Raw genomic sequence first — 23376 nt, forward strand, 5'->3', positions numbered from 1 at the left:
CCTCGCAGCACGTCGATCAGGCCAGGTAGTCCACGTCCTTCGTCTCGCCGCCGATGACGAGCGCGCCGAGCGTGACCACCGCGGCGACCGCGAGATAGGAGCCGACCAGCAGCAGGGAGCCGCCCTGCTGCTGCCACAGCGCGATCATCGCGTAGGGGGCCGGGGCCGCGCCGATCACCGAGGCCATGTTGTAGCTGACGGCGCTGCCGGTGTAGCGCACGTCGGCCTTGAACATCTCCGGCAGGAACGCGGCCATCGGCCCGAACGTCATGCCCATGAGGGTGAAGCCGAGGATCAGCGCGGCCATCACCCCGGCCGTGCCGGCGTGCATGAGCGGGTCCAGGACGAGCCCGAACACGCCGATCCCGGCGGTCACGGCGAGCAGGAGCCGCTTGCGCCCCAGCCGGTCCGCGAGCGGACCGGAGACGACGGTGAAGATCCCGAAGAAGACCACGCCGATGATGAGCATGGTGAGGAAGTCGGTGCGCTCGTAGCCGAGGCCGGGCACGAAGGTCGCGGCGTTGAAGTCCTTGCCGGCCGTCTCCGCGGCGGAGCGGGCGGAGGCCTCGTCGGCCGCGGTGGTGCCGACCACCATGAGGAAGGCGGTCATGAGGTAGAAGAGCACGTAGGTGGCGACCATCGCGAGGGTCGCGAGCACGAGCGGCTTCCACGCGGTGCGGAACACGCGCGCGATCGGCACGGAGGCGACCCGCTGCTCGTCCAGCACCTTCTGGAAGGCCGGGGACTCCATCAGCTTCAGCCGCACCCACAGCCCCACGACCACCAGGACCGAGGAGAGCAGGAAGGGCACGCGCCAGCCCCAGGCCATGAACTGCTCCGGTGAGAGCTGCACGCTCAGCAGCACGAACAGCAGGTTCGAGAGGATGAAGCCGACGGGCGCGCCGAGCTGCGGGAAGGTGCCGTACAGGGCGCGCTTGCCGGGCGGGGCGTTCTCGGTCGCCAGCAGCGCGGCGCCGGACCACTCGCCGCCCAGTCCGATGCCCTGGCAGAAGCGCAGCAGCACCAGGATCGCGGGGGCGATGAACGAGAAGCCCGGGGTCGAGGCGGTGGGCAGCACGCCGATGAGGAAGGTGGCGATGCCCATCACCAGCAGGCTCGCCACGAGCGTGGCCTTGCGGCCCACGCGGTCGCCGTAGTGGCCGAAGATCAGCGAGCCCAGCGGCCTCGCGACGAAGGCGACGCCGAACACCGCGAAGGAGCTCAGCAGCTGGTTCGCCGGGGTCTGCGTGGGGAAGAACAGCGCCGGGAACACGAGCGAGGCGGCGGTCGCGTAGGCGTAGAAGTCGAAGAACTCGATGGTGGTGCCCACCATCGAGGCCGTGATGACCCGGCCGCGGGTGTTGGCCGGGGCGGTCGGCGGCGGACTGGTGGGAGCGGGGGCGTGCGGGGTGTTCACGACGGGCGACCCTAGACCCGTTGGTCCACCATGCGGACCTGCGGGTCGGATGATGAGATGACGGTGAGGCGAGCCAGATCGTCCAGGGCATCGCGGTGACCGACATGACGTGAGGCGGCCGCGGTGCGGGGTCGCCCGTCCGACGCGGGCGGGCGGGCGCTCCCTGCGCCGGGGCGCCCTCACGCCCGGTCACGGGCGGGTCTCCGGTTCCGGATCGACCTCCCGTCCGGGCGTCCACGATGGGAGAATCGACCGCGGCATGCCTGCACCGACAGAGGAGGCATGCCTGAACTGACCGAGGGGAACCCATGGAAGCCTTGATACCGATCATCGGCGGCGTCGTCGTCGTGGTGGTCGTCCTGCTCATCCTGCTGCTGGTGCTGCTGCGCAGCTACCGCATCGCCGCACCGAACGAGGCCCTGATCATCACCGGCCGCAACGCGAAGGCGAGCCCCACCGGGGACATCGACCTGGAGTCCGGCAGCGCCCGGGTCGTGATCGGCGGGCGCGCGATCGTGCGTCCGATCGTGGACCGCGCCTTCGTGCTCAGCCTGTCCTCGCGCCAGATCCCGGTCGAGGTCGAGGGCTACTCGATGAACGGCATCTTCCTCCGTCTGCGCGGGGTGGCGCAGGTGAAGGTGGGCGGCAACGTCGAGGACGTCCGCAAGGCCTCACAGCGCTTCCTCGATCAGCAGCAGCAGATCGACCACTACACCCAGGAGATCCTCTCGGGCACCCTGCGCGCCGTCGTCGGCACGCTGACGGTGGAGCAGATCATCCGCGACCGCGCCTCCTTCGCCTCGCAGGTGCAGGCCGAAGCCGAGCACTCGATGAACAACCAGGGCCTGGTGATCGACACCTTCCAGATCTCGGCCATCGAGGACGACGGCTCCTACCTGCGCGACTGGGGCCGTCCCGAGGCGGCGCTGGTCGCCAAGCGCGCCGCGATCGCCGAGTCGGACGCGAACCGCGAGTCGACCCAGGCGAAGAACCTCAACCTCCAGCAGGAGGCGGAGTCGAAGCAGGCCTTCGACATCCGCAACGCGGAGATCAAGGAGGAGACCGATGCGCGTCAGGCCGTCGCCGACGCCGCCGGTCCCCTCGCCCGCGCCGCGCAACAGCAGAAGATCATCGAGCAGGAAGAGCTCATCGCGGTCCGCAACAACGACCTGCGCGAGAAGCAGCTCATCGCCGAGGTCCACAAGCCGGCCGAGGCAAAGCGCTACGCCGAGCAGCAGGACGCGGACTCCAAGAAGTACGCCCGCGTCGCGGACTCCGAGGCGCAGCTGACCGACGAGCGCAACCGCGCCGAGTCCCGCAAGGTCACCGCGGACGCCGAGGCGCACGCGATCGAGGCCCGCGGTCGGGCCGAGGCCGAGGTCGAGCTGCAGCGCCGCTCGAAGGACGCCGAGGCGGTCCGGCTCGAGGGCCAGGCCGAGGCCGACTCGCTGCGCGCCAAGGGCGAGGCCGAGGCCGCGGCGATCCGCGCCAGGGGCGACGCCGAGGCGGAGACCACCCGTGCCCGCGCCGAAGCGTACAAGCAGTTCAACGACGCCGCGGTCCTGGCCCAGGTGCTCGAGGTGCTGCCGGAGGTCGCCGGCGAGCTCGCCTCCCCGTACTCGAACATCTCCAACCTCTCGGTGTTCTCCACCGACGGCGAGGCGAAGATCGGGCAGAACATCTCCGTTGGCCTCGCCCAGGTGCTCGACATGGTCAAGTCCACCACCGGCGTGGACTTCCAGGACACGCTCCAGCGGGCCGCCGAGGGCGGTCGCGCGGTGCGCGAGCAGTCCGAGCAGACCCGTGGCGCGGGGATCTTCCCCACCGCGGACCCCACGGCCGACGACGACGAGGAGGGCGAGGCCTGAGGCCTCTCCCCCGCGTCAGCGGCGCCCCGTCCCCTCTGCGGAGGAGGCGGGGCGCCGCTGCGTCATCCCCCGTCAGGACACCGTCCATCCCTCGTTCACGTGCGACGATCCGAGGACCGAGGACCCGGACGGGAGCCCCCGGGCCGTCTAGGGTGGAGGCGGAGCACGCCGAGGGGCGGCTCCGCCCGGACGCCCGAGAGAAGAGAGCCAGCCCGTCATGAAGATCGGAATCCTGACCTCCGGCGGCGACTGCCCCGGCCTGAACGCCGTGATCCGCGGAGCGGTGATCAAGGGCGATCGCCTCTTCGAGGACGAGTTCATCGGCTACCGGGACGGCTGGCGCGGCGTGATCGAGGGGGACTGGATGACCCTCCCGCGCCGTCGCGTGCGCGGCATCGGCCGGATCGGCGGCACGATCCTGGGCACCTCCCGCGCGAATCCCTTCCACGACGGGGCCGACGGCGCCGAGATCGTCCGGCGCCACATGGACGAGCAGGAGGTCGACGCGATCATCGCGATCGGCGGCGACGGCACGCTGTTCACCGCTAACCGTTTGTCCGAGGCGGGGATCCCGGTGGTCGGCGTGCCCAAGACGGTCGACAACGACCTCGACGCGACCGACTACACCTTCGGCTTCCACACGGCGGTCGAGATCGCGACCGAGTCGCTGGACCGGCTGCGGATGACGGGCGACTCCCACCACCGCTGCATGGTGGCGGAGGTGATGGGCCGCTCGGTGGGGTGGATCGCGCTGCACTCGGGCATGGCCGCCGGCGCGCACGTGATCTGCCTGCCCGAGTTCCCGCTGAGCATCGAGGAGATCTGCGGCTACGTGAAGGCGGCCCACGATCGCGGTCGCGCCCCGCTGGTGGTGGTCGCCGAGGGGTTCGTGCCCTCCGACGCGCCCGAGGGCTTCATGGACTACGACCTCGACGAGTTCGGACGGCCGCGCTTCGGCGGGGTCGCCGCGGCGCTCGCGCCGCTGATCGAGGAGCGGCTGGGCATCGAGTCGCGCGCGACGGTGCTGGGGCACATCCAGCGCGGCGGCGAGCCGACCGGCTACGACCGGGTGCTCGCCACCCGTCTGGGCACCGCGGCGGTCGACCTGGTGCACGGCGGCGGCTTCGGACGGATGGTCGCGCTGCGCGGCACCGACATCGTGGACGTGCCGCTGACCGAGGCGATCGACAGCCTGAAGACGGTGCCGGAGTCGCGCTGGCACGAGGCCGAGGTGCTCTTCGGCTGAGCCGCCGCGCGTCGGAGCCCATCGACCGCCGGTCGGGGACGGCCGACCATCGGTCGGAGGCGGCCGCAGGCCGGGGCCGGCCGGCGAGCGCGCTCAGCCGCCGATCGTGACGAACTGGCTGTAGTTCCCGTCGGCGTCGACGCCGCGGACGTAGAACTTGTCACCCTCAGGACGGTCCGTCGAGATCTCGAAGGGCCCGGTGCCGCCGGCGGAGCGCCACTCGTAGGAGGCGTAGGTGCGCCACTCGTAGTCCACGGCCTTGAACGCGCCGGCCTTCGGCGTGACCCGGTAGGACTCGGTCCCGGTGCTCGTCGCCACCACGTCGAGCTCGATCGGCGGGAGGGAGGTGTCGTTCCACATCGGCGGGGTGGTGAAGCGGTACGTCGTCGAGGCGCTGCGCAGCCCCTTGTCGTTCTCCGCGTAGGCGGTCACGGTGTACGTCGTCTCCGGGGCCACGTCGCAGGTGCTGCTGCCGTCGCCGGTCTTGGTGAGGCGGTTGCAGGTGAAGCCCTGCGGGGAGAGGACGAGCTGCTTGAAGCCGGTCCCACCCGCGTCGGCGGGCGCCATCGCGTCGAGCTTGATCCGGCAGTCGTCCAGCGAGTGGCAGATGAAGCCGGAGTTGTCCGCGGAGAGCCGCGGCGGGTCCGGGACGGTGTACGGCGTCACCGAGTTCGAGGCAGTCGACAGCGCGCTCTCCCCACCCTCGAAGCGGTTGCGCGCCTGGACGGTGAAGCGATAGGCGGTGCCGTTGGCGAGCCCGTCGACGGTGACCGAGGTGGTGCCGGCCGGCACCGTCCTCGAGCCGCCGCTCCAGCGGACCACGTAGTCCTTCACCGCGGTGCCATTGCCGGCCGCGGGCGACCAGCTCACCGTCGCGCGGCCGTTCGGGCCCGTGCCCGTGCCGGCGTCGGGCAGGGAGGCCTTCACGCCCGTGGGCGCCTCGGGCACGGCCCAGGGCACGACGGTGTTCGAGGCTGCCGACGCCGGGCCGCGGCCCACCGAGTTCTCCGCCGTGATCGTGAAGGAGTAGCTGGTGTCAGGGTCCAGTCCACGCAGCACGTGGGAGGTGGTCCCGCCGTCGACGCTCGCGCTGACCCCGCCGGTGCCGGTGATGAGGTAGGAGGTGATCGGCTCGCCGTTGGCGACGGCGTCGCTCGCGGCGGGCCAGCTCACGCGCACGCCGCCGCCGAGGCGGTCGTTGGTGCGCTCGGCGGTGACCTTGCCGTCCAGGGCCTTCGGCGGCCCGGCCGGGTGCTCGGGCGAGGACCATCCCGACCATTCCGAGGGCTCCTCCGCGAGGTTCGAGGCCCGCACCCGGAAGCGGTGGTCGGTGCCGTTGGCGAGCCCCTCCCAGACCAGCTCGGTGGTGGCGGCCTCGACGGTGCGGGACTGCGTCTGCCCGCCGGCCTGCATCTCCAGCTCATAGCTCTGCAGGGCGGAGCCGCGGTTCTCCGGCGCGGACCAGGAGACGCCCAGCTGTCCGTCGCCGCGGGTGACCGAGGGGGCGGCCGGCGCCTCGGGGCGCACGTCGGGTCGGGCGACGGCCGAGGGGGCCGAGGCCGGGGAGTCGCCGACGTCGTTGGTCGCCACGACCTGGAAGCGGTACTCGGTGCCGTTGGCGAGCCCGGTGAGGGTGCAGGAGGTCGAGGCGCATTCCTGGCTGACGGCCGGTCCGCTCGCGGAGGTGACGGTGTACCCGGTGATCGGGGCGCCGTTGTCGTCCCCGGCGGTGAACACCAGCTCCACGCTCCCGTCGCCGACCTCACCGATCCGCGGCGCGGAGGGGGCCTCGGGCTTCCCGCGCACGGTCGCGCGGATCTCCCCGACGGCGCGACGGGCCGGGTCGCCGGTGCGGTCCTCGACCGTGTAGGAGGCGCTGAGCACGCCGGCGAAGTCCGCCTCCGGGGTGAGGACCACCCTGTCGCCGGCCACGTCGACGCTCCCGCTGCCGTTCGTGAGCTGCGCGGAGACGAGCTCGAGCGGCTCGCCGGGGAAGGGGTTGGAGTCGTTCTCGAGCACGGGCAGCTCCTCGGTGCGGCCCGCGTCGATCTCGACGACGTCCATCACCGCCGTGGCGAGGGGGCGGGTGCTGCCGACGACGATCACCTGGAAGCTCGCGTCGACCGGCTCCGTCTCGCCGTCGGTGACGGTCATCGGCTGCTCGGCGCTCGCCCCGAGGGTCGCGTCCGCGCTCGCGGTGACGGCGAGTCGGCCGTCGACGATCTCCGCGGTGACGCCCTCGGGCAGCTCCGCCTCGCCCAGCGCGAAGTCGAGCGGGTCGCCGTCGGGGTCCTCCGCGGCGGTGGCCAGGTCGACCGTGGTCGCCGAGCCGCCCACCTCGACCTCGAGCACCGAGCCGCGCAGGGTGGGCGGGAGGTTCGTGTCCCCGGGCAGCACCTGCACCGGGATCGACATCGTCCCGGTCGCGGCGGTGGCGTCCCCGGCCGGGCCGTCGGAGACCTCGAGGGAGATCGTGTCCCGGCCGACGAAGTCGGCGGCAGGACGGTACAGCAGCGTGGTCTCGTCGACCACGAGATCGGTGCCGTCGGTGTGCCCGGCGGTGACTGTCGAGGGGTCCACGATGCGGGCGCCGTCCGCGCCGGGACGCACCCGCACGTTCGCCGGGTCGGCGAGGTCGATGCTCTTCTCGCCGCCGGCGACGACCTCGAGCGGCTCCCCCGCCCAGACGGGCGCGATGCGGGAGGTGCCGGGCACCCACACGTAGCCGCTCGAGGTCTGGCCGTCGAGGTCGGTGATCGTGTAGCGCAGGCGCTGCTGCTCCTCGCCGGGGGTGAGGGTGAGGATCCGGCCGTCGAGGCTCGCGCCCTCGGCCGCGGTGTCGAGGCTGACCTCGAGGTCGGCGACGCTGCCGTCGGGATCGCGGTCGTTGGCCAGGAGGTCCACGCGGATCGGCCCGCGGTCGGGGTCCAGCACGTCCGCGGGGTCGACGTGGTCGTCGGTCGCGATCGGCTCGAGCAGCGGGGCGTTCGGGTCCACGCGCACGGTGAGGGTCGCGGCGCTGGCGAGCTGCCCGTCGGTGATCCGGTGCAGGATCGTGTGGGTGCCGGGCTCGGCGGGGGCGACGGCGGTGATCCGCTGCGCGGAGCGGTGCTCGTCCGGGGGCAGCACCTCGATGTCGGTGGTCGGCTCGATGCTGTCCGGCACGAGGGAGAGCTCGTCGCTCTCCGGATCGGAGTCGTTCTCGAGGACGGGCACCTCGATCTCGCGCTCGGGACGCACGTCGACCTGGTCGTCGACCGCGTAGGGCGGCTGGTTCCGGTCGGTGGGGGCGGCGACGCCGACGAGCACCTCGGCGGTGCCGACGGCGCCGGAGGGGTCCATCACCTGGTAGCGGAAGCGGTCGGTGCCCACGGCGCCCTCGTCGGGCAGGTACTCGATCCAGGTGCCGTGGGCGCTGACGATCCTGCCCAGCTCGGGCGCGGGCTCGGAGGCGCCCATGAGCATCACCGAGTCGCCGTCGGGGTCGATCCCGGAGGTGGGCACGGGGATCCGCACCGAGGTGCCGGCGACGGCGCGGGCGGTGAGGGACTCGGGGCGCGGCGCGGTGTTCGGGGCGTCGGCGGGCACGATCCGCACGGTGACGCGGGCGGCGCCGCTGCGGCCGGTCGCATCGAGCACCTCGTAGGTGAAGGTCGCCTCGCCGCGCGCCGACGGGTCGGCGGTGAAGCGGATCTGCTGGTCGTGCCGCTCGACCTGTCCGAGCCCCTCGAGGCCGGCCGTGTCGGTGATCTCGCCGAGCGACAGATCGGAGCCGGTGGGAGAGAGGTCGTTGTCCAGCACGTCGAGCATGACCATGTCCCCGGCGCGCACGATCCCGTCGTCGCGGGCGCCGACGGGGTTCGCGAACTGGGTGTCGGTGCGGGCGAGCATCACGCGCACCGTGCCGGTGGTGCTGCCGGCGGAGTTCGCGACCTCGTAGCTCAGCGGGATCGGCTCCTCCCCCACCTCGGCATCCGGGGACGCCTCGACGCGCAGGAGGTGGTGGCCGACGACGGTGGCCTTCAGCCCGCTGCCGTCCGGGACCTGCACCGAGCCGAGCACGAGCACGCCCCCGGTGGGGTCCACGTCGTTCTCCAGCGGGTCCACGAGCACGTCCCCGCCGGTGGTGGCCAGCGCCATGTCGTCGACGGGCACCGGGAGCAGCGACTCCTCGGCCGGGTCGACCACGTCGATGCGCAGCAGCCCGGTGGAGCTGGCCGAGGTGGCGGAGGCGGTGTACTGCAGGTAGTAGGTGCCGACCTCGCCGCTCGCGCGGACGGTGCCGGTGACCGGATCGGCCTCGATCTCGAGCCCTTCGACCTCCTCGACGTGGGTCAGCTCGAGCTGACCGCCCGCAGGGTTGATGTCGTTGACCAGGGGCTTCACGGTGCCGGTGCGGCCGGTGACGACCCGGAGGTGGTCGGTGGTGGTGATCGGGGCGAGCTCGGGGTCGGTGACCGCCTCGACCTCGAGCACGTGCTCGGAGGCGGCGCCGTGCTCGTCGCGGAAGGTGAGCGCGACCTGCTTGGGGCCGGTGACGAGCCCGGCGTCGTCGACGGTGACGGTGCCGTCGGGGCGGAAGGTGACCAGGTCCTCGGGGGCGATGGCGGCGTCGGCGAGGTAGAAGGCGTCGCCCTCGGGGTCCTCCCAGTAGGGCAGCACGTTCAGCGTCACCGACTCCCCCGAGAGCACCTGGACCCTGGTGATGGCCTGGTCGGCGGGTTCGGGGGCGGTGTTCTCCCCGGGGGCGTGCACGGTGAGAGTCACGGTCCCGGTGTCGGTGCCGCCGCGTCCGTCGGAGACCTCGTAGGTGAAGGTGGAGGTGCCGCTCGCGTCCTCGGCGACGGCGACCTGCAGCTGGGTGCCGCCGCGGATCGGGGTGACGGTCCCGGCCTCGGGCTGGGCGCCCTTGACGTCGGCGAGCAGCACGTCTCCGTCGGGGTCGGTGTCGTTGCGGGTCACGGGCAGGACGACGTTCGCGCCGGGGCGCACCCCGTGCTCGTCGTCGTTGGCGACGGGCGGGCGGTTCTCCTGGTCCCGCTCCTCCTCGACGTCGGTGATCGTGGTGGTGACGGTCTCCTCCTCGACCTCCTTCTCGTCCTGCTGGATGTCCTGGGTGATGACCCAGTCGTCGACCAGGGCCATGTCCTTCTGGATCGTCCAGGAGGAGGAGCCGCTCGCGTCGTCCAGGACCACCAGGTCGTGGTTCTCGCGCAGCACGAGCTCCGCGCCGGCGTCCGCCTCGGGGACCGCCTCGAGCACGGGCTCCGCGCCGTCGCAGATCCGGGCGTAGCGCAGGGAGCCGTTCCAGGCGCCGTAGGTGCAGGAGCCGGCCCGGACCGGGACGGCGGGGGTGCCGGTGCCGCCGGCGGGATGCTCCACGATCTCGCCCCGGCCGAGCGGGACCTCCAGCAGCGCGTCCTCGGTCGCGACGGCGAGTCGGTCGCTCTCCGGGCCTGGGGCCTGGAGCTCGATCCCGGCGGCGTCGGAGACCCCGGCCTCGGTGAGGTCGACGGCGCGCAGGCGGGTGCCGAGGCGCAGCTGGCGCTTCTCGCGGTCCAGCACCACCGGCTCCTCGCCGACGGCGCTGAGGGCGACCTCGTCCCCGGCGCCGGTCAGGCCGCCGACGGTGAGGGGGTCCTCCTGGCGCGGGGAGGAGGTGTCGAGGGTGCGGGGGAAGCGCAGCAGCTGGTCGCCGTCGAGGACGAGCACGGTCCCGGCGTCGGTGACCGCGATCTGCGGCGCCCCGCCGTCGGTGGTGTGGACGGGCTCGACCGCGGAGGTGGTGAAGGCCGCCGCCTGCTCGGGGGTGAGGATCCAGACCCGTCCGTCGGGCGCGGCGATCGCGATGCGGTCCCCGCCGAGCGCGACCTCGGTCTCGGGCGGGAGCTCGATGGTGCCGCCGCGGACGATCGAGGCGGTGTTGATCATGGTGTAGCCGCGTCCGCCGACCGTCATCACGGTGTACCCGGACTGCAGGATCTCGAGCTCGTCGCCGACGATGCTCAGGCGCGCGTCGAGCTCGCCCGCGTCGACGTTCATCCTCCCGATCATCCCGTCGCCGCGGTGGCTGACCCACACGCCGCCGTCGGACACCTCGATCTGGGAGGACTCCTGGCCGGGGTGGCGCAGCGCGAAGGCGGTGAGCACGAGCGCGAGGAGCGCGATCACGGCGGTGGAGATCGTGGTGCCCCGTCGGCGCGCGGGCGCCGTCGTCGACCGGCTCACTGCGGTGCTCCCCTTCCCCTGGCCGCAGTCTCCCCCGCTCTCCCCCGAGCATCGGCTGCGACGGCCTGATCATAGCCGTCGCACGGTCAGCGCGGGGAGCCGATCTCGCCCAGCAGCGCCTTGGCGTAGGAGGCGTGGACGGACTCCTCGTCGGAGGGGTGGTAGAGCCCGGCGCGCACGTCGCGGGAGAGGCGCTCGAGCTCGCTGCGGCGGAAGTACTGGGCGCCGCCGCTGGCGCGCAGCACCTGGTCGACCGCGGCGATCGCGGCCTCGGTGGCGCGGGACTTCACCCCGGAGAAGTGCAGGAACCAGCGCGGCCCGTGGTCGCTCGTGCCCGGGCCGCTCTCCCCGGTGCCGAGCGCGTCGAGGTCGGCGAGGACCTTCTCGGCCTGCAGCACCGCGCCGTCGAGGCGGATCGCGGCGTCGGCGAGGCGCCAGCGGATGTCGGGGTCGTCGGCGTGGACGATGCCCTTGGTGGCGTTGCGGCGGGTGGTCGCGATCGCGCCGCCCACCTCCACGGCGCGCTGCGCGACCCCGGTGTACACCGAGGCGATCAGCAGCTCGAAGGCGCCGAAGATCCCCATCACGAAGGGGTCGGTGTTGGGGCCGACGGGGGTGGTGGTCAGCACCCGCTCCGCCGTGACGGCCGCGCCGTCCAGACGCGTCGTGCGGGACTGGGAGGGGCGCATGCCGTGGGTGTCCCAGTCGTCGAGGGTCTCGACGTGCTCGTCGCGCTCGATCACCCCGAACACGAGCCGGGGATCGCCCTCGCGTGCGGCGGCGACCCGGCCGTGCACGACCAGGCGGTCCCAGACGGGGGCGAGGGAGGTGAAGATCTTGGTGCCGGTGAGGTGGAAGCCGTCGCCGTCGGGGACGGCGCGGGTGGCGGAGTCGAAGAGCATCGCGTCGTTGCCCGCCTCGGAGATCCCGAAGGCGAACAGCTTCTCCGCGGCGGCGTCCTCGAGGATGGTGCGCACGGGCTCCGCGCCGAGGCGGTGGGCGTGCAGCGCGGCGCCGGTGACGACGAGGTGCATGTTCATCGACAGCGCCGTGGCGGGGGCGGCGCCGGCCAGGCGGCGCTGGACGCGCGCGGCCTCCAGCAGGCTCCCGCCGAGTCCGCCGAGCTCGCGGGGGACCAGCAGGCGCAGGTATCCGCGCTCGCGCAGGTCGGCGAGGTCCTGCTCGGGGAAGGTGTTCTCCCGGTCGTGGACCACCGCGCGCTCGCGGAAGGTCTCCAGCAGGGAGTCGGGCAGCAGCTCCTCGGCGATGACACTCATGGGTCCACGCTAGTCCAGGTCGCACACGGTGCGGGGCTCCGGGCCGGGTCCGTGCTCGTGCAGGGTGGTCCGGGTGCGCAGCGTCGCGACGACGGGGCGGTGGTCGGAGTCGGTGAGCGCACCGGTGGCGAGGTCCAGCACCTCCACCGCGCCGCGCACCCACAGCGAGTCGATGCGGCGCACGGGGACGCGCGCCGGGTGGGTCGGGCGCGCCGGGGAGCCGGTCAGCGCGGAGAGCACGGGAAGTTCCCCCAGGCCGCGCCCGGGTCCGCGCAGCTCGTCGGCCGCCTCCCGCCAGCCGGCGGCGGCGAGCGGTGCGAGCTCGGGGCGGTGCGGGGCGGCGTTGAGGTCGCCGAGCAGCACGGCCGGGCCCGTGATCCCCTCGGCGCGGCAGAGGATGCCGAGCACCTCCGCGGTGCGGTGCTGGGGCCGGTCGTTGTCCAGATGGGTGACCAGCAGGTCGAGCGCGTCGCCGCCGCCGCGGGTCACCTGCGCGTGCAGCACCCCGCGGGGCTCGTGCCGCGCAGGGGCGCCCGGGTGCCCGCAGAGGGCGTGCATCTCGGGGTCCGTGAGCGCATGCGGGGTGAGCAGCGCGACCCCGTAGCGGCGGCGCGGGCCGTCGGGCTGGAGGGGCGGCAGGTCGAGCGCGGCCCCGAAGGCGACCTCCCAGCCCAGCAGCTCCGCGAGCCGGGAGGCCTGGTCCTCGTGCCCGGAGCGGGGTCCGTAGGCGACGTCCACCTCCTGCAGGCCGACAGCGTCGGCCCGCAGCGCGGCGATCGCCCGGGCGGTGCGGGCGAGGTCCACCCGTCCGTCGCGGCCCAGGCCGTGACGGATGTTGAAGGTCGCGATGCGCCAGGGCGCCGGCCGCCCCGGGCCCGCCCCGCCGCCGCGCCGCACGGGCGACCTGCTCACGCCGTCACCCTCGCGCTGCCGTGCTCAGGAGAGGCAGCCCGGGCCCAGCAGGGCCTTCAGCGAGGCGTACAGCGCGGCCGACGGCGTGACCGCGAGGCGCTTGTCCAGCTGCATCAGCGTCGTGCGGCCGGGCTCCTGGAGCTTGACCCGCACCTCGGAGGAGCCGGGGTTGTCCTCGAGCACGCCGCGGAGGTCGCCGACCACCTTCTCAGTGGCGCGCAGGGCGGGCAGAGCGATGGTGACGGGCCCGTCGACCCCTCCCCCGGTCTCCGGGATCGTCATCTCCATGACCCGCAGCTCGGGCATGCCCTTGGAGGTGTCGACCCGGCCCTTCATCGAGACGACGAGGTCCTCGGCGAGCTCGGAGGCGACGGTCATGTAGGTCGAGGGGAACATGAGGCAGTCGATCGAGCCCTCGAGGTCCTCGACCGTGGCGATCGCCCACATGTCGCCCTTCTTGGTGGTCTTGCGCTGCAGGGTGGTGATCAGCCCGGCGATCGTGACCATCTCGCCGTCCTTGACCGCGCCCTCGTCGGCCAGCGAGCTGATGGAGGTGGAGGAGTTCTGGGCGATGACGTGCTCGAGCCCGTACAGGGGGTGGTCCGAGACGTACAGGCCCAGCATGTTCCGCTCGAAGGCGAGCAGCTCCTTGCGGTCCCACTCGGGCAGGTCGGGGATGGTCAGCGTCGCCGCGGAGCCGGAGGCCATCGCGTCCTCGCCCTCGCCGCCGCCCGCGCCGCCGAAGACGTCGGCGAAGAGGTCGTACTGGCCCTGGGCCTCCTTGCGCTTGACGTCGACGACGGAGTCGACGGCGTCCTCGTGGATCAGCACGAGGGAGCGGCGGTTGTGGCCGAGGGAGTCGAAGGCCCCGCCCTTGATCAGCGACTCGATGGTGCGCTTGTTGCACACCGACAGCGGGACCTTGTCCAGGAAGTCGGTGAAGGAGGTGAAGGCGCCCTTCTCCTCGCGCGTGCGGATGATCTCCTCGACCACGTTCGCGCCGACGTTGCGGATCGCGGAGAGGCCGAAGCGGATGTCGTCGCCGACGGCGGAGAAGTACAGGTCGGACTCGTTGACGTCCGGGGGCAGCACGGTGATGCCGCGGTGGCGGCAGTCGCCGAGGTAGAGGCCGAGCCGGTCGCGGTTCTCCTGGGTGGAGGTCAGCAGCGCGGCCATGTACTCGGTGGGGTGGTTCGCCTTGAGATAGGCGGTCCAGTAGGAGACCACGCCGTAGGCGGCGGAGTGGGACTTGTTGAAGGCGTAGTCTGCGAAGGGCAGCAGCGTCTCCCACAGCGCCTGCACGGCGGCGTCGGAGTAGCCGTTGTCCTTCATGCCCGCCTCGAAGGAGACGTACTGCTTGTCCAGCTCCGCCTTCTTCTTCTTGCCCATGGCGCGGCGGAGGATGTCCGCCTCGCCGAGCGAGTAGCCGGCGACCTTCTGCGCCGTCTGCATGACCTGCTCCTGGTAGACGAGCACGCCGTAGGTCTCGTCGAGGATCTCCGAGAGCGGCTCCTCGAGCTCGGGGTGGATCGGCGTGATCTCCTGCAGGCCGTTCTTGCGCAGCGCGTAGTTGGTGTGCGAGCCCATGCCCATCGGGCCCGGTCGGTACAGCGCCGAGACGGCGGTGATGTCCCCGAACTGGTCGGGCTTCATCTGCCGCAGCAGGGTGCGCATGCCGGAGCCATCGAGCTGGAACACCCCGAGGGTGTCGCCGCGCTGGAGCAGGTCGTAGGTCGCCGGGTCGTCGAAGGGCAGGGTCTCCAGGTCCGGCGGGGTCTTCCCGTTGCGGGACATGTTCTCCACCGCGTCGGAGAGGACGGTGAGGTTCCGCAGCCCCAGGAAGTCCATCTTCAGCAGGCCGAGCGTCTCGCAGGTCGGGTACTCGAACTGGGTGATGATCTGACCGTCGGAGGGGCGGCGCATCATCGGGATGATGTCGGTGAGGGTGTGGCTGGACATGATGACCGCGCAGGCGTGCACGCCCCAGCCGCGGGTCAGGCCCTCCACGCCCTTGGCGATCTCGACGACCTTCTGGACGTCGGGGTCCTCGTCGTGCATGCGGCGGAACTCGGTCGCCTCCGCGTAGCGCTTGTTCTCGGGGTCGAAGATCCCGTTGATCGGGATGTCCTTGCCCATCACCGCCGGCGGCAGCGCCTTGGTGATCTTGTCCCCCATCGCGAAGGGGTAGTCCAGGACGCGGGCGGCGTCCTTGATGGAGTTCTTCGTCTTCATGACGCCGTAGGTGACGACCTGGGAGACCTTGTCGTCGCCGTACTTCTGCTCGACGTACTCGATGACCTCGCCGCGGCGGCGATCATCGAAGTCGACGTCGAAGTCGGGCATGGAGACGCGGTCCGGGTTCAGGAACCGCTCGAAGAGCAGGCCGTGCTCGATCGGGTCGAGGTCGGTGATGCGCATGGCGTAGGCGACCATCGAGCCTGCGCCGGAGCCACGGCCGGGGCCGACGCGGATCCCCTGCTCCTTGGCCCACTTGATGTAGTCGGAGACGACCAGGAAGTAGCCGGGGAAGCCCATCTGGAGGATGATCCCGACCTCGTAGTCGGCGCGCTTCTGGACCTCGTCGGGGATGCCAGCGGGGTAGCGGTACTCGAGCCCGTCCTGGACCTGCTTGACGAACCACGACTCCTCGTCCTCCCCGCCCGGGGTGGGGAAGTGGGGCATGTAGTTCGCGCCCTCGTTCGTGGTGGTGAAGGAGACGTCGCACATCTCGGCGATGCGCAGGGTGTTGTCGCAGGCCTCGGGGAACTCACGGAACAGCTCCCGCATCTGCTGGGCGGACTTCAGGAAGTAGCCGGAGCCGCCGAACTTGAAGCGGTCGGGGTCGTTCAGGCGCGAGCCGGAGTTGATGCACAGCAGCACGTCCTGGATGGTGGCGTCCTGCTCGGTGACGTAGTGGAGGTCGTTGGTCGCCACCAGCGGGGCGTTCACCGCCTTGGCGACCTCGAGCAGGTCCTTGGTCACGCGCTTCTCGATGTCGAGGCCGTGGTCCATCAGCTCGATGAAGTAGCTGTCGCGTCCGAACATGTCCTGGAACTCGCCGGCGGCCTTCACGGCCTCGTCGAACTGTCCCAGCCGCAGCCGGGTCTGCACCTCGCCGGAGGGGCAGCCGGAGGTGGCGATCAGGCCCGGCGCGTACTTCGAGAGGATCTCTCGGTCCATCCGCGGCCACTTGCCCATCTGCCCGTCGAGGGACGCGGCCGAGCCGAGGCGGAAGAGGTTGTGCATGCCCTCGGTCGACTTGGACAGCAGGGTCATGTGGGTGTAGGCGCCGCGGGCGGAGACGTCGTCGCCCGCCGCCTGCTGCTCCTTGGTGCCCCACTGCACGCGGGTGCGGTCATGACGACTCGTCCCGGGAGTCACATAGGCCTCGATGCCGACGATGGGCTTGACCCCGGCGTCGGTCGCGGCCTTGTAGAACTCGTAGGCGCCGAAGAGATAGCCGTGGTCGGTGATCGCCACCGCCTGCTGGCCCTGGTTCACCGTCTCGGCGACCAGCTTGTCGATCTTCGCGGCGCCGTCCAGCAGCGAGTAGTCGGTGTGGACGTGGAGATGGACGAAGTCATCGGAACCCGCAGAAGCCATGCCCACCAGCGTAGCCGCGAGGGCCGACGGGCGAGCGCTCAGGCGGGGGTCGGAGAGGTCACCCCGGCGCGTCCGGCGTGTCGTGAATCCGCCGGCGCACCGGGGCGTTGACGGGCGCTGCTCAGTAGGGTCCTCAGCGAGGCGCCGCGACCTCGGCGTGGGTGCGCAGGATCGACTCGGTGGTGCCCTCGGGGGCGCGGCCGATGCCGCACTCGGTGGCGACGCCGAAGTCACGGTCCAGGACCTTCTGCGCAGCGGCGATGCGGGCGCGGGCCCCGTCGGCGCCGTCCTCGCGGTGGACGAGCCCGAGGTACAGCTCGGGGACATCGGCGAGCTCGGCGAGCGGGGCGAAGTACGCCTCGTCGTTCCTGCTGATCGGCACGGGCAGGTGCAGCCAGGACAGCGGGCGGCCGACGGCGCCGAGGACGGCGTTCGCGACCCGGATGAGGTTCTCGGTGTCGGCGGGCTCGACGAAGTGCTTCTCCCCCGCGTCGCCGTAGCAGAGGTGCATGCCGACCTCGACATCCTCCGGCACCGCGTCCACGAGCGCGGCGAGCCGGGCGACGATGCCCTCGAGCACTCCCCCGGTCCACCAGCCCTGCATGACCGCGCCGTAGCCGGAGGCCCCCTCGAGGATCCCCATCTCACTGGCGACGTCCCACTGGATCGCGAGGTCCTCGTGCGGGATCTCCTCGAGGATTCGCTCGAGCTCTCCCAACAGCGCGTCCGCGTAGACGGGCTCGATCGCGATCCGGTCGTCACCGGAGAAGAAGGAGGAGATCACCGCGACGGGGGTGGGCAAGGAGACCTGGAAGCGCATCCCGGTCGGGATCGCGCCCTCGGCCCGAAGGCGGGTGAACAGGGCGTAGGACTCGCGGGCGGCGTCCGCGTAGCCGAGCGGCGGCAGCGCGATCTCGGCCGCCTCGACCCCGTCGACGATCCGCAGCGGGCGGGCGTCGAGCCCGGCGCCGAAGGGGATCGGCTCCGCGCCCACGCGCTCGATGCCGTCGGCCTCTCCGAGCACGTCGGGCTGGAACATGATCCAGTGGAATCGCTTCCCGACCTCGCCGTCGGGGATCCGTCCGACGTGCGCGCCGAGGATCTCGGCGACCGTGCGCATGGTCTTCTCTGCGTCGTCGTAATTCACGCTGCCCGTGAGGAGGGCGCCCCGTGGAGTCGTCATGGGGCCAGGGTACGGGCGTCGTTCATCCGTCTCCATCGTCGGCTCGGCTAGCGTGGCCCGATGACCAGATCAGTGCGCCGACAAGAACGGAACCGCTTGTCCTTCGGGCTTGTCGCGTCGTTCTCGGGCGGCGCAGCCATCGCCGTGTCCATGGCCGGACAGTTCTATGCCGCGACGGATCATGCTGCCGCTGTGAACTCGGGGCACCCCAAGGCAGATACTCACCTGATCTACCTCCTCGCAGTCGCGCCGAGCATCCTCCTGGCCGTTGTCGCCCTCTGTCTCGGGACGGTCGCATGCGCCAAGCTCCGTGGAGCGCGTGTGTGGGGTGCCGTCGGGATCGGACTGGGACTGCTCGCCGTCATCCTCGCCGTACTCCAGTTCCCGGCCGGGCTCATGGCCGAGCACTGGATCAGACCGCATCCCAGCGACTTCAGATAGCTCATCACGGTCGAACCCTCGCGATCACGGCACGGAGGGCCGACGGGCCAGTGAGCACCCATGCCCAGGTGCAGCCCTACGGGGCGGCCTGGAGTGCGGACTGCCAGCTCTGGCGGTCTGGTGCGCCTCCCGCTGTCGCTTCAGATCCCGTCCTCCTCCGCCGCCTGCTCACGCTGCATGTCGGCCATGAGCGTGTTCATGTAGTCGTGGACGTCCTCGAAGCTGAGGCGGCGCTCGTCGCGGCGCGGCGGGATCCCGCCCACGAAGGCGCCGCCGTGCCAGGCCAGGGAGTCGTCCGGCAGGGTCGGGTCGTCGTCGCGCCACAGGTCGATCGGGATCGCATGGGCGGCGAGGTCGCGGGCGATCTCGTCGGCGCGGGCCGGGCCCCCGCCGCGCTGCAGCACCGAGACGAGCAGGGACTGCGCCGCCCAGGCGAGGGCGTCGTCGTCGCTGCGCTCCCCCGGCTCGACGGACTCCTGGACGAGGGCGACGTAGCTCGCGGCGAGCTCGTCGGCCCCGTCCTCGTAGTGGTCCTTCGCCACGCGCAGCGCGACCTTCGGCACCAGCTCCCGCGCCTCCCACAGCACCGCGGCGCCGACGAGCGCCATGCCCACGCCGGTCGGGAAGTCGGGGTCCAGGGCGAGCTCGGAGCTCGGGGGCCGTCCGGCGCGGCGGTCGTCGTCGGCGGCGAGGAACTCCTCGACGGAGCGTGCGAGCGCGGCACGCACCCGCTCGTCGTCGCGCAGCGCGAGCTCGGCACCCTCGGGGTCGAGGCCCAGGCGGCGCGCGACGCGGGCGACGGGGAAGTCGGGGCGGGACAGGGCGGCATCCCGGGTGGGGGTCAGCGCTCCGGAGGTCTGCTCGTCGGTCATGGCTCGACGGTAACCCCTGCATGGCCGATGCCGGTGACGCCGACACCCGGGCAGCGCGCGGGGCGACACCAGAGCTGTGCGCCACGTCCCGCCCTGCTCAGCGCTCCCTGAGCCTCTCGAGCGCCTGCTGGAGGTCGGCCGGGTAGGTGGAGGCGTAGGTGACCTCGCGTCCGCTCACCGGATGGGTGAAGGTGAGCTCCATCGCGTGCAGCCACTGCCGCACCAGGCCCACCTTCGTCGCCAGGGTCGGGTCCGCGCCGTAGAGCGGGTCGCCGACCAGGGGATGTCGCAGCGCGGCCATGTGCACGCGGATCTGGTGGGTGCGGCCGGTCTCCAGGCCCACACGCAGCAGGGTCGCGCCGCGCAGCTCCTCGAGGGTCTCGTAGTGGGTGACCGAGTGCTTGCCGTCCTCGCGCACCGCGAACTTGTAGTCGTGGCTCGGCGAGCGGCCGATGGGCGCGTCGATCGTGCCGGAGGGCTGATCGGGCGCCCCCTGGCACACCGCGTGGTACACCTTCCCCACCTCGCGGGCGCGGAAGGCGTCCTTCAGCGTGGTGTAGGCGCGCTCGGTGCGGGCGACGACCATGAGCCCGCTGGTCCCGACGTCCAGACGGGAGACGATCCCCTGCCGCTCGGGGTCGCCGCTGGTGCGGATCGAGACGCCGGCGGCGGCGAGATGGCCCAGCACCGTCGGCCCGGACCAGCCGGCGCTCGGATGCGCCGCGACGCCCACGGGCTTGTCGATCACGACGATGTCGTCGTCCTGATGGATCAGGCTCATGCCCTCGGCGATCTGGGGCCGGACCTCGACGGCCGGCTTCTCGTCCGGCAGCTCGACATCCACCATCGCCCCGGGCTCGAGACGGGTGGAGCGGGCGGGGACCTGGCCGTCGACCAGGACGTGCCCGGCCATGACGAGGTCGGCGGCGCGGGTGCGGGACAGGCCCAGCATGCGGGAGATGCCCACGTCCACGCGCTCCCCGGCGAGGCCGTCGGGGACCATCAGGGTGCGGGAGGCGCTCACTTCTCCGCCTCCGGGGATTCCTCCGCCGGGTCTCCCGTCGACGGCTCGGCGGAACGGGCCTGCTCCTGCTCGGCGCCGGCCTGCTTCTGCTCGGCGCGGGTCTGCGCCTGCTCGGCCTCGGCCTGCTCCTGCGCGGCGCGGGCGGGATCGGCGTCGAGGCCGAACAGCCCGAGCGCGATCACCAGGATCGCCCCGCCCACCACGGCCATGTCGGCGACGTTGAAGACGGGCCAGTTCGGCAGCTCGAGGAAGTCGACGACCGCGCCGTGGAAGGGGCCGGGGGCCCGCAGCAGGCGGTCGTGGATGTTGCCGAGCGCGCCGCCCATGATCAGACCGAGGGCGAGTGCGTACCAGGGCGAGCGGACCGAGCGGACCGCGAAGACGATCACGCCGATCACGATCGCGATCTGCAGGCAGGTGACCACCGGGGTGATCTCCGCGCCCATCCCCCAGGCCGCGCCGGTGTTGTACAGCAGGGTCAGCTGCAGCACCTCGCCGAGGAAGGGCTGGGGGTCGAGCTCGGGGAGGGTCGCCACCGCCCAGTTCTTCGTCACCTGGTCCGCGACCAGGAGCACGGCCGCGAGGACGCCGACGAGCGCGAGGACGGCGGGGCGGCTCAGACGGCGACGAGCGCCGGCCCCCTGCGGGCCAGCGCTCGTCGACATGGGGTCAGACGTGCTCACAGACCGAAGTTCGCCTGCTTGTCCTGCGTCTCGCTCGTGTCGAGCTCGCGCAGCTGGTTCTCCAGGTAGTTGCGCAGACGGTTGCGGTAGTCGCGCTCGAAGTTGCGCAGGCCCTCGATGGTCTTGTCGAGCTCGGCCTTCTTCGTCTCGAGCTCGGCCAGCGTGGTGCGGGACTTCTCCTCGGCCTCGCCGACGATGCGCTTGTGCTCCTCGTTCGCCTCGGTGATGAGCCGGTCGCGCTCGTCCTCGCCGTTCTTGACGTGCTCGTCGTGCAGGCGGTTGGCCAGGGCGATGATGCCGGCAGCGGACTGGTCCGGGGTCTGCACAGAGGCGGGGACGGGCTCCTCGGCCGCGGCCGAGGGCTCCTCGTCGGCGACGACGGCCTGCGGGGCGGTCTCGTCGGCGGCGGAGTCGGGCACCTCGGAGACGAGGGTCTCCTCGTCCTGGTCCTCGGCCTCGACGGCCGGGCCGGCGGCCGCGGCAGGAGCACCGGACTCGAGCTCAGCGATGCGGTTGTGCGCCTCCTCGAGCTCCTTCTTCAGGCGCTCGTTCTCGGAGATCAGTTCCTTCAGGCGGGGTTCGACCTCGTTGTCGAGGAAGTTGTCGACCTCGTCCATGTCGTAACCCTCGGAGAACCGGACCGGGGTGAACCGCTGATTCATCAGGTCTTCGGGCATCAGAGCCATGGGTCACCTTTTCGTCATTCGTGAGTCGGTTTGCGCGGTGAGGCGCGGTGCGGACAGCCTAGCGGATCGGCGGCTGACCCCTGCATCGGGGCCGGGAGAATCGCGCACCTCACATCGCCGGGTCGTGATCAGGCCGCGAGGCCTGCGAGGACGCGCAGCACGATCCAGCCCACGATCAGGAGGATCATCAGGGACAGGTCCAGGCTCACCGCACCGAGCCGCACCGGGGGGATCAGACGGCGCAAGAGCTTGACCGGGGGGTCCGTCAGCGTGAAGACCACCTCGAAGAGCACCAGCACCAGTCCCGAGGGGCGGAACTCGCGGGCATAGCCCTGGATCCACTCGAGCACCAGGCGCGCCAGGAGCAGGAGCAGATAGAGCAGGACTGCGAGATAGAGGATCCCGGCGACGAGCTGCACGGGATGCTCAGCTCTGGTTGTAGAAGCTGCCCTCGTCGGCCGAGGAGTCCCCGTCGACCTGGACGAACTCCGGCGACAGCAGGAACACCTTGGAGGTGACGCGCTCGATCGTGCCGCGCAGGCCGAAGACGAGGCCGGCGGAGAAGTCGACCATGCGCTTGGCGTCGCCGTCCTGCATGTCCGAGAGGTTCATGATCACCGGCACGCCGTCACGGAAGGACTCGCCGATCGCCTTGGCGTCGTTGTACGACCGCGGATGGATCGTGGTGATGCGCTGCATCGACTCCTCCACTGCCGGGGCCATCGCGACCACGTTCGAGTGCTGACGGATCGGGGTCACCTGGGCCTCCCGTTCGATGGTGGGCTCGGGCGCCCGCTCGGTGCGGCGGGACGGAGCAGGCTGCTCCTCGCGGTACCGCTCGTCCTCGTAGTACTCGTCGTCGACCTCGTTGGCGAGGCCGAGTGCGACCATGGCGTTGCGCCAGGTTCCCATCGCAGATCTCCCAGTCGTTGTTCGCGCTGACCTGGGCCCCAGGGAAGCACGGGGAGTGCGCGGGAGCCCGTTGACTCGAAAGTACAGCAGGCGATTCGACACGACAGGGACGTCGTCGGCGTGTCGTGCGCGTGTCGCGGCGTGACGTGCACGTCGTGTCGTGCGCGCCGTTCGGGTCCCGAGCGGGGCGGCGGAGCCCGGCCGGGATCGCCCGGGGCCGGCTCAGTCCCTGCGCAGCACCCCGGCGAAGCGACCCGTGACGGCGCTGCGGCGGTAGGAGAAGAAGCGCTCGTCCTCGAGGGTGCAGGGATGCTCGGCGTCGATCGCCTCGGCAGGGACGCCGGCGTCCTGCAGCACGGAGACCGCTCCCGCCCGCAGGTCCAGCGCCGGGGTCCCCCAGCTCGTGCTCGAGGCGGTCGCGGGCAGAAGGGCCGCGGCGTCCTCTCGCATCTGCTCCGGCACCTCGTAGCAGGCGCCGCAGATCGACGGGCCGATGCTCGCGGTCACGTCCGCGGGGCGGGCGCCGAGGGCGGCCATCTCTGAGAGGGTCGCCTCGAGCACGCCGTCCAGCAGGCCGCGGCGGCCTGCGTGGGCGACGGCGACGACCCCGGCGACCGGGTCGGAGAGCAGCACGGGCAGGCAGTCGGCGACCATGATCGCGAGCGCCACGTCGGTGCGGTCGGTGACGATCGCGTCGGCGCGCACGACGGGTCCCGGCTCCCCCGCGGGCCCCGGTCCGTGCCCGGGCCCGGCGTCCAGTGCGGGCAGCACGAGCACATCGGCGGAGTGGACCTGCTCGACGAAGACCAGCGGTGCGCCGATCTCCGCGGCCACCCGCGACCGGTTCTCCTCGACAGCCTGTGCGTCGTCGCCGACGTGGCGGGCGAGGTTGAGGGCGGCGTGCTCGCCCTTGCTGACCCCTCCGGCACGGCCCGTGCCCTGAGGGGGCTCGTCACTTCAGGAAGGACGGCAGGTCGAGGTCGTCGTCGTCCGCCGGGGGCTCCTCGATGTGCGGCGGGCGGGT

Annotated in this window: 15 protein-coding genes and 1 pseudogene; 3 read left to right on the forward strand and 13 right to left on the reverse strand. The window is 71.9% G+C overall.

What is annotated here, in order from left to right; translation table 11 throughout:
- Positions 1–16: 16 nt before the first annotated feature.
- The gene (locus tag DEU31_RS13710) at positions 17–1417 is read right to left on the reverse strand and encodes an MFS transporter (RefSeq protein WP_133677540.1); all 1401 of its coding nucleotides are present in this window, start codon (positions 1415–1417) and stop codon (positions 17–19) included.
- A 308-nt stretch (positions 1418–1725) separates the two neighbouring features.
- Here DEU31_RS13710 and DEU31_RS13715 point away from each other — a divergent pair, with 308 nt between their 5' ends.
- Entirely contained in the window at positions 1726–3285 is a 1560-nt protein-coding gene (locus tag DEU31_RS13715) for an SPFH domain-containing protein (protein ID WP_010551443.1), read from the forward strand.
- Positions 3286–3502: 217 nt separating this feature from the next.
- Positions 3503–4531 (forward strand): ATP-dependent 6-phosphofructokinase, encoded by a 1029-nt coding sequence (locus DEU31_RS13720; RefSeq protein ID WP_010551442.1) that lies wholly within the window; start codon positions 3503–3505, stop codon positions 4529–4531.
- A 93-nt stretch (positions 4532–4624) separates the two neighbouring features.
- Here the strand turns inward: DEU31_RS13720 and DEU31_RS13725 are convergent, their stop codons facing one another.
- From DEU31_RS13725 to DEU31_RS13745, 5 genes are all read right to left on the reverse strand, one after another.
- Positions 4625–10759, reverse strand: a complete 6135-nt coding sequence (locus DEU31_RS13725; RefSeq protein WP_133677541.1) for an Ig-like domain-containing protein — start codon at positions 10757–10759, stop codon at positions 4625–4627.
- Between the two features lie 86 nt (positions 10760–10845).
- On the reverse strand, positions 10846–12036 hold the full coding sequence (locus DEU31_RS13730) for an acyl-CoA dehydrogenase family protein (RefSeq protein ID WP_133677542.1): 1191 nt from the start codon (positions 12034–12036) through the stop codon (positions 10846–10848).
- A 9-nt stretch (positions 12037–12045) separates the two neighbouring features.
- A complete protein-coding gene (locus DEU31_RS13735; RefSeq protein ID WP_133677543.1) occupies positions 12046–12948 on the reverse strand; it encodes an endonuclease/exonuclease/phosphatase family protein in 903 nt (300 codons plus the stop codon).
- A 24-nt stretch (positions 12949–12972) separates the two neighbouring features.
- Positions 12973–16551, reverse strand: coding sequence for a DNA polymerase III subunit alpha (gene dnaE, locus DEU31_RS13740; RefSeq protein WP_133677544.1), 3579 nt, complete (start codon positions 16549–16551; stop codon positions 12973–12975).
- 133 nt (positions 16552–16684) lie between these two features.
- Entirely contained in the window at positions 16685–17734 is a 1050-nt protein-coding gene (locus DEU31_RS13745) for a hypothetical protein (RefSeq protein ID WP_133677545.1), read from the reverse strand.
- Positions 17735–17794: 60 nt separating this feature from the next.
- On the opposite strand from DEU31_RS13745, the gene DEU31_RS13750 reads away from it, so the two are divergent.
- Positions 17795–18175, forward strand: coding sequence for a hypothetical protein (locus DEU31_RS13750; protein ID WP_133677546.1), 381 nt, complete (start codon positions 17795–17797; stop codon positions 18173–18175).
- Positions 18176–18315: 140 nt separating this feature from the next.
- Here the strand turns inward: DEU31_RS13750 and DEU31_RS13755 are convergent, their stop codons facing one another.
- The 7 genes and pseudogenes from DEU31_RS13755 to pgeF all read right to left on the reverse strand — a co-directional run.
- Positions 18316–19047, reverse strand: a complete 732-nt coding sequence (locus DEU31_RS13755) for a hypothetical protein (protein ID WP_133677547.1) — start codon at positions 19045–19047, stop codon at positions 18316–18318.
- 97 nt (positions 19048–19144) lie between these two features.
- Positions 19145–20071: an RluA family pseudouridine synthase gene (locus DEU31_RS13760; RefSeq protein ID WP_133677548.1), complete on the reverse strand. Its 927-nt coding sequence runs from the start codon at positions 20069–20071 to the stop codon at positions 19145–19147.
- The gene (gene lspA / locus DEU31_RS13765) at positions 20068–20736 is read right to left on the reverse strand and encodes a signal peptidase II (RefSeq protein WP_133677549.1); all 669 of its coding nucleotides are present in this window, start codon (positions 20734–20736) and stop codon (positions 20068–20070) included. The genes DEU31_RS13760 and lspA overlap by 4 nt, the downstream gene beginning before the upstream one ends.
- 14 nt (positions 20737–20750) lie before the next feature.
- Complete coding sequence (locus DEU31_RS13770; RefSeq protein WP_133677550.1) at positions 20751–21440, reverse strand: DivIVA domain-containing protein; 690 nt, start codon at positions 21438–21440, stop codon at positions 20751–20753.
- A 128-nt stretch (positions 21441–21568) separates the two neighbouring features.
- Complete coding sequence (locus tag DEU31_RS13775) at positions 21569–21859, reverse strand: YggT family protein (RefSeq protein WP_053916211.1); 291 nt, start codon at positions 21857–21859, stop codon at positions 21569–21571.
- A 7-nt stretch (positions 21860–21866) separates the two neighbouring features.
- Positions 21867–22352 (reverse strand): cell division protein SepF, encoded by a 486-nt coding sequence (gene sepF / locus DEU31_RS13780; protein WP_010551432.1) that lies wholly within the window; start codon positions 22350–22352, stop codon positions 21867–21869.
- Positions 22353–22574: 222 nt separating this feature from the next.
- A pseudogene (pgeF, locus tag DEU31_RS13785) lies at positions 22575–23276 on the reverse strand (peptidoglycan editing factor PgeF); the annotation flags it as partial.
- Positions 23277–23376: the final 100 nt, after the last annotated feature.

The sequence above is a fragment of the Brachybacterium sp. AG952 genome, assembly GCF_004362645.1.
In the GTDB taxonomy this organism is placed as follows: domain Bacteria; phylum Actinomycetota; class Actinomycetes; order Actinomycetales; family Dermabacteraceae; genus Brachybacterium; species Brachybacterium conglomeratum.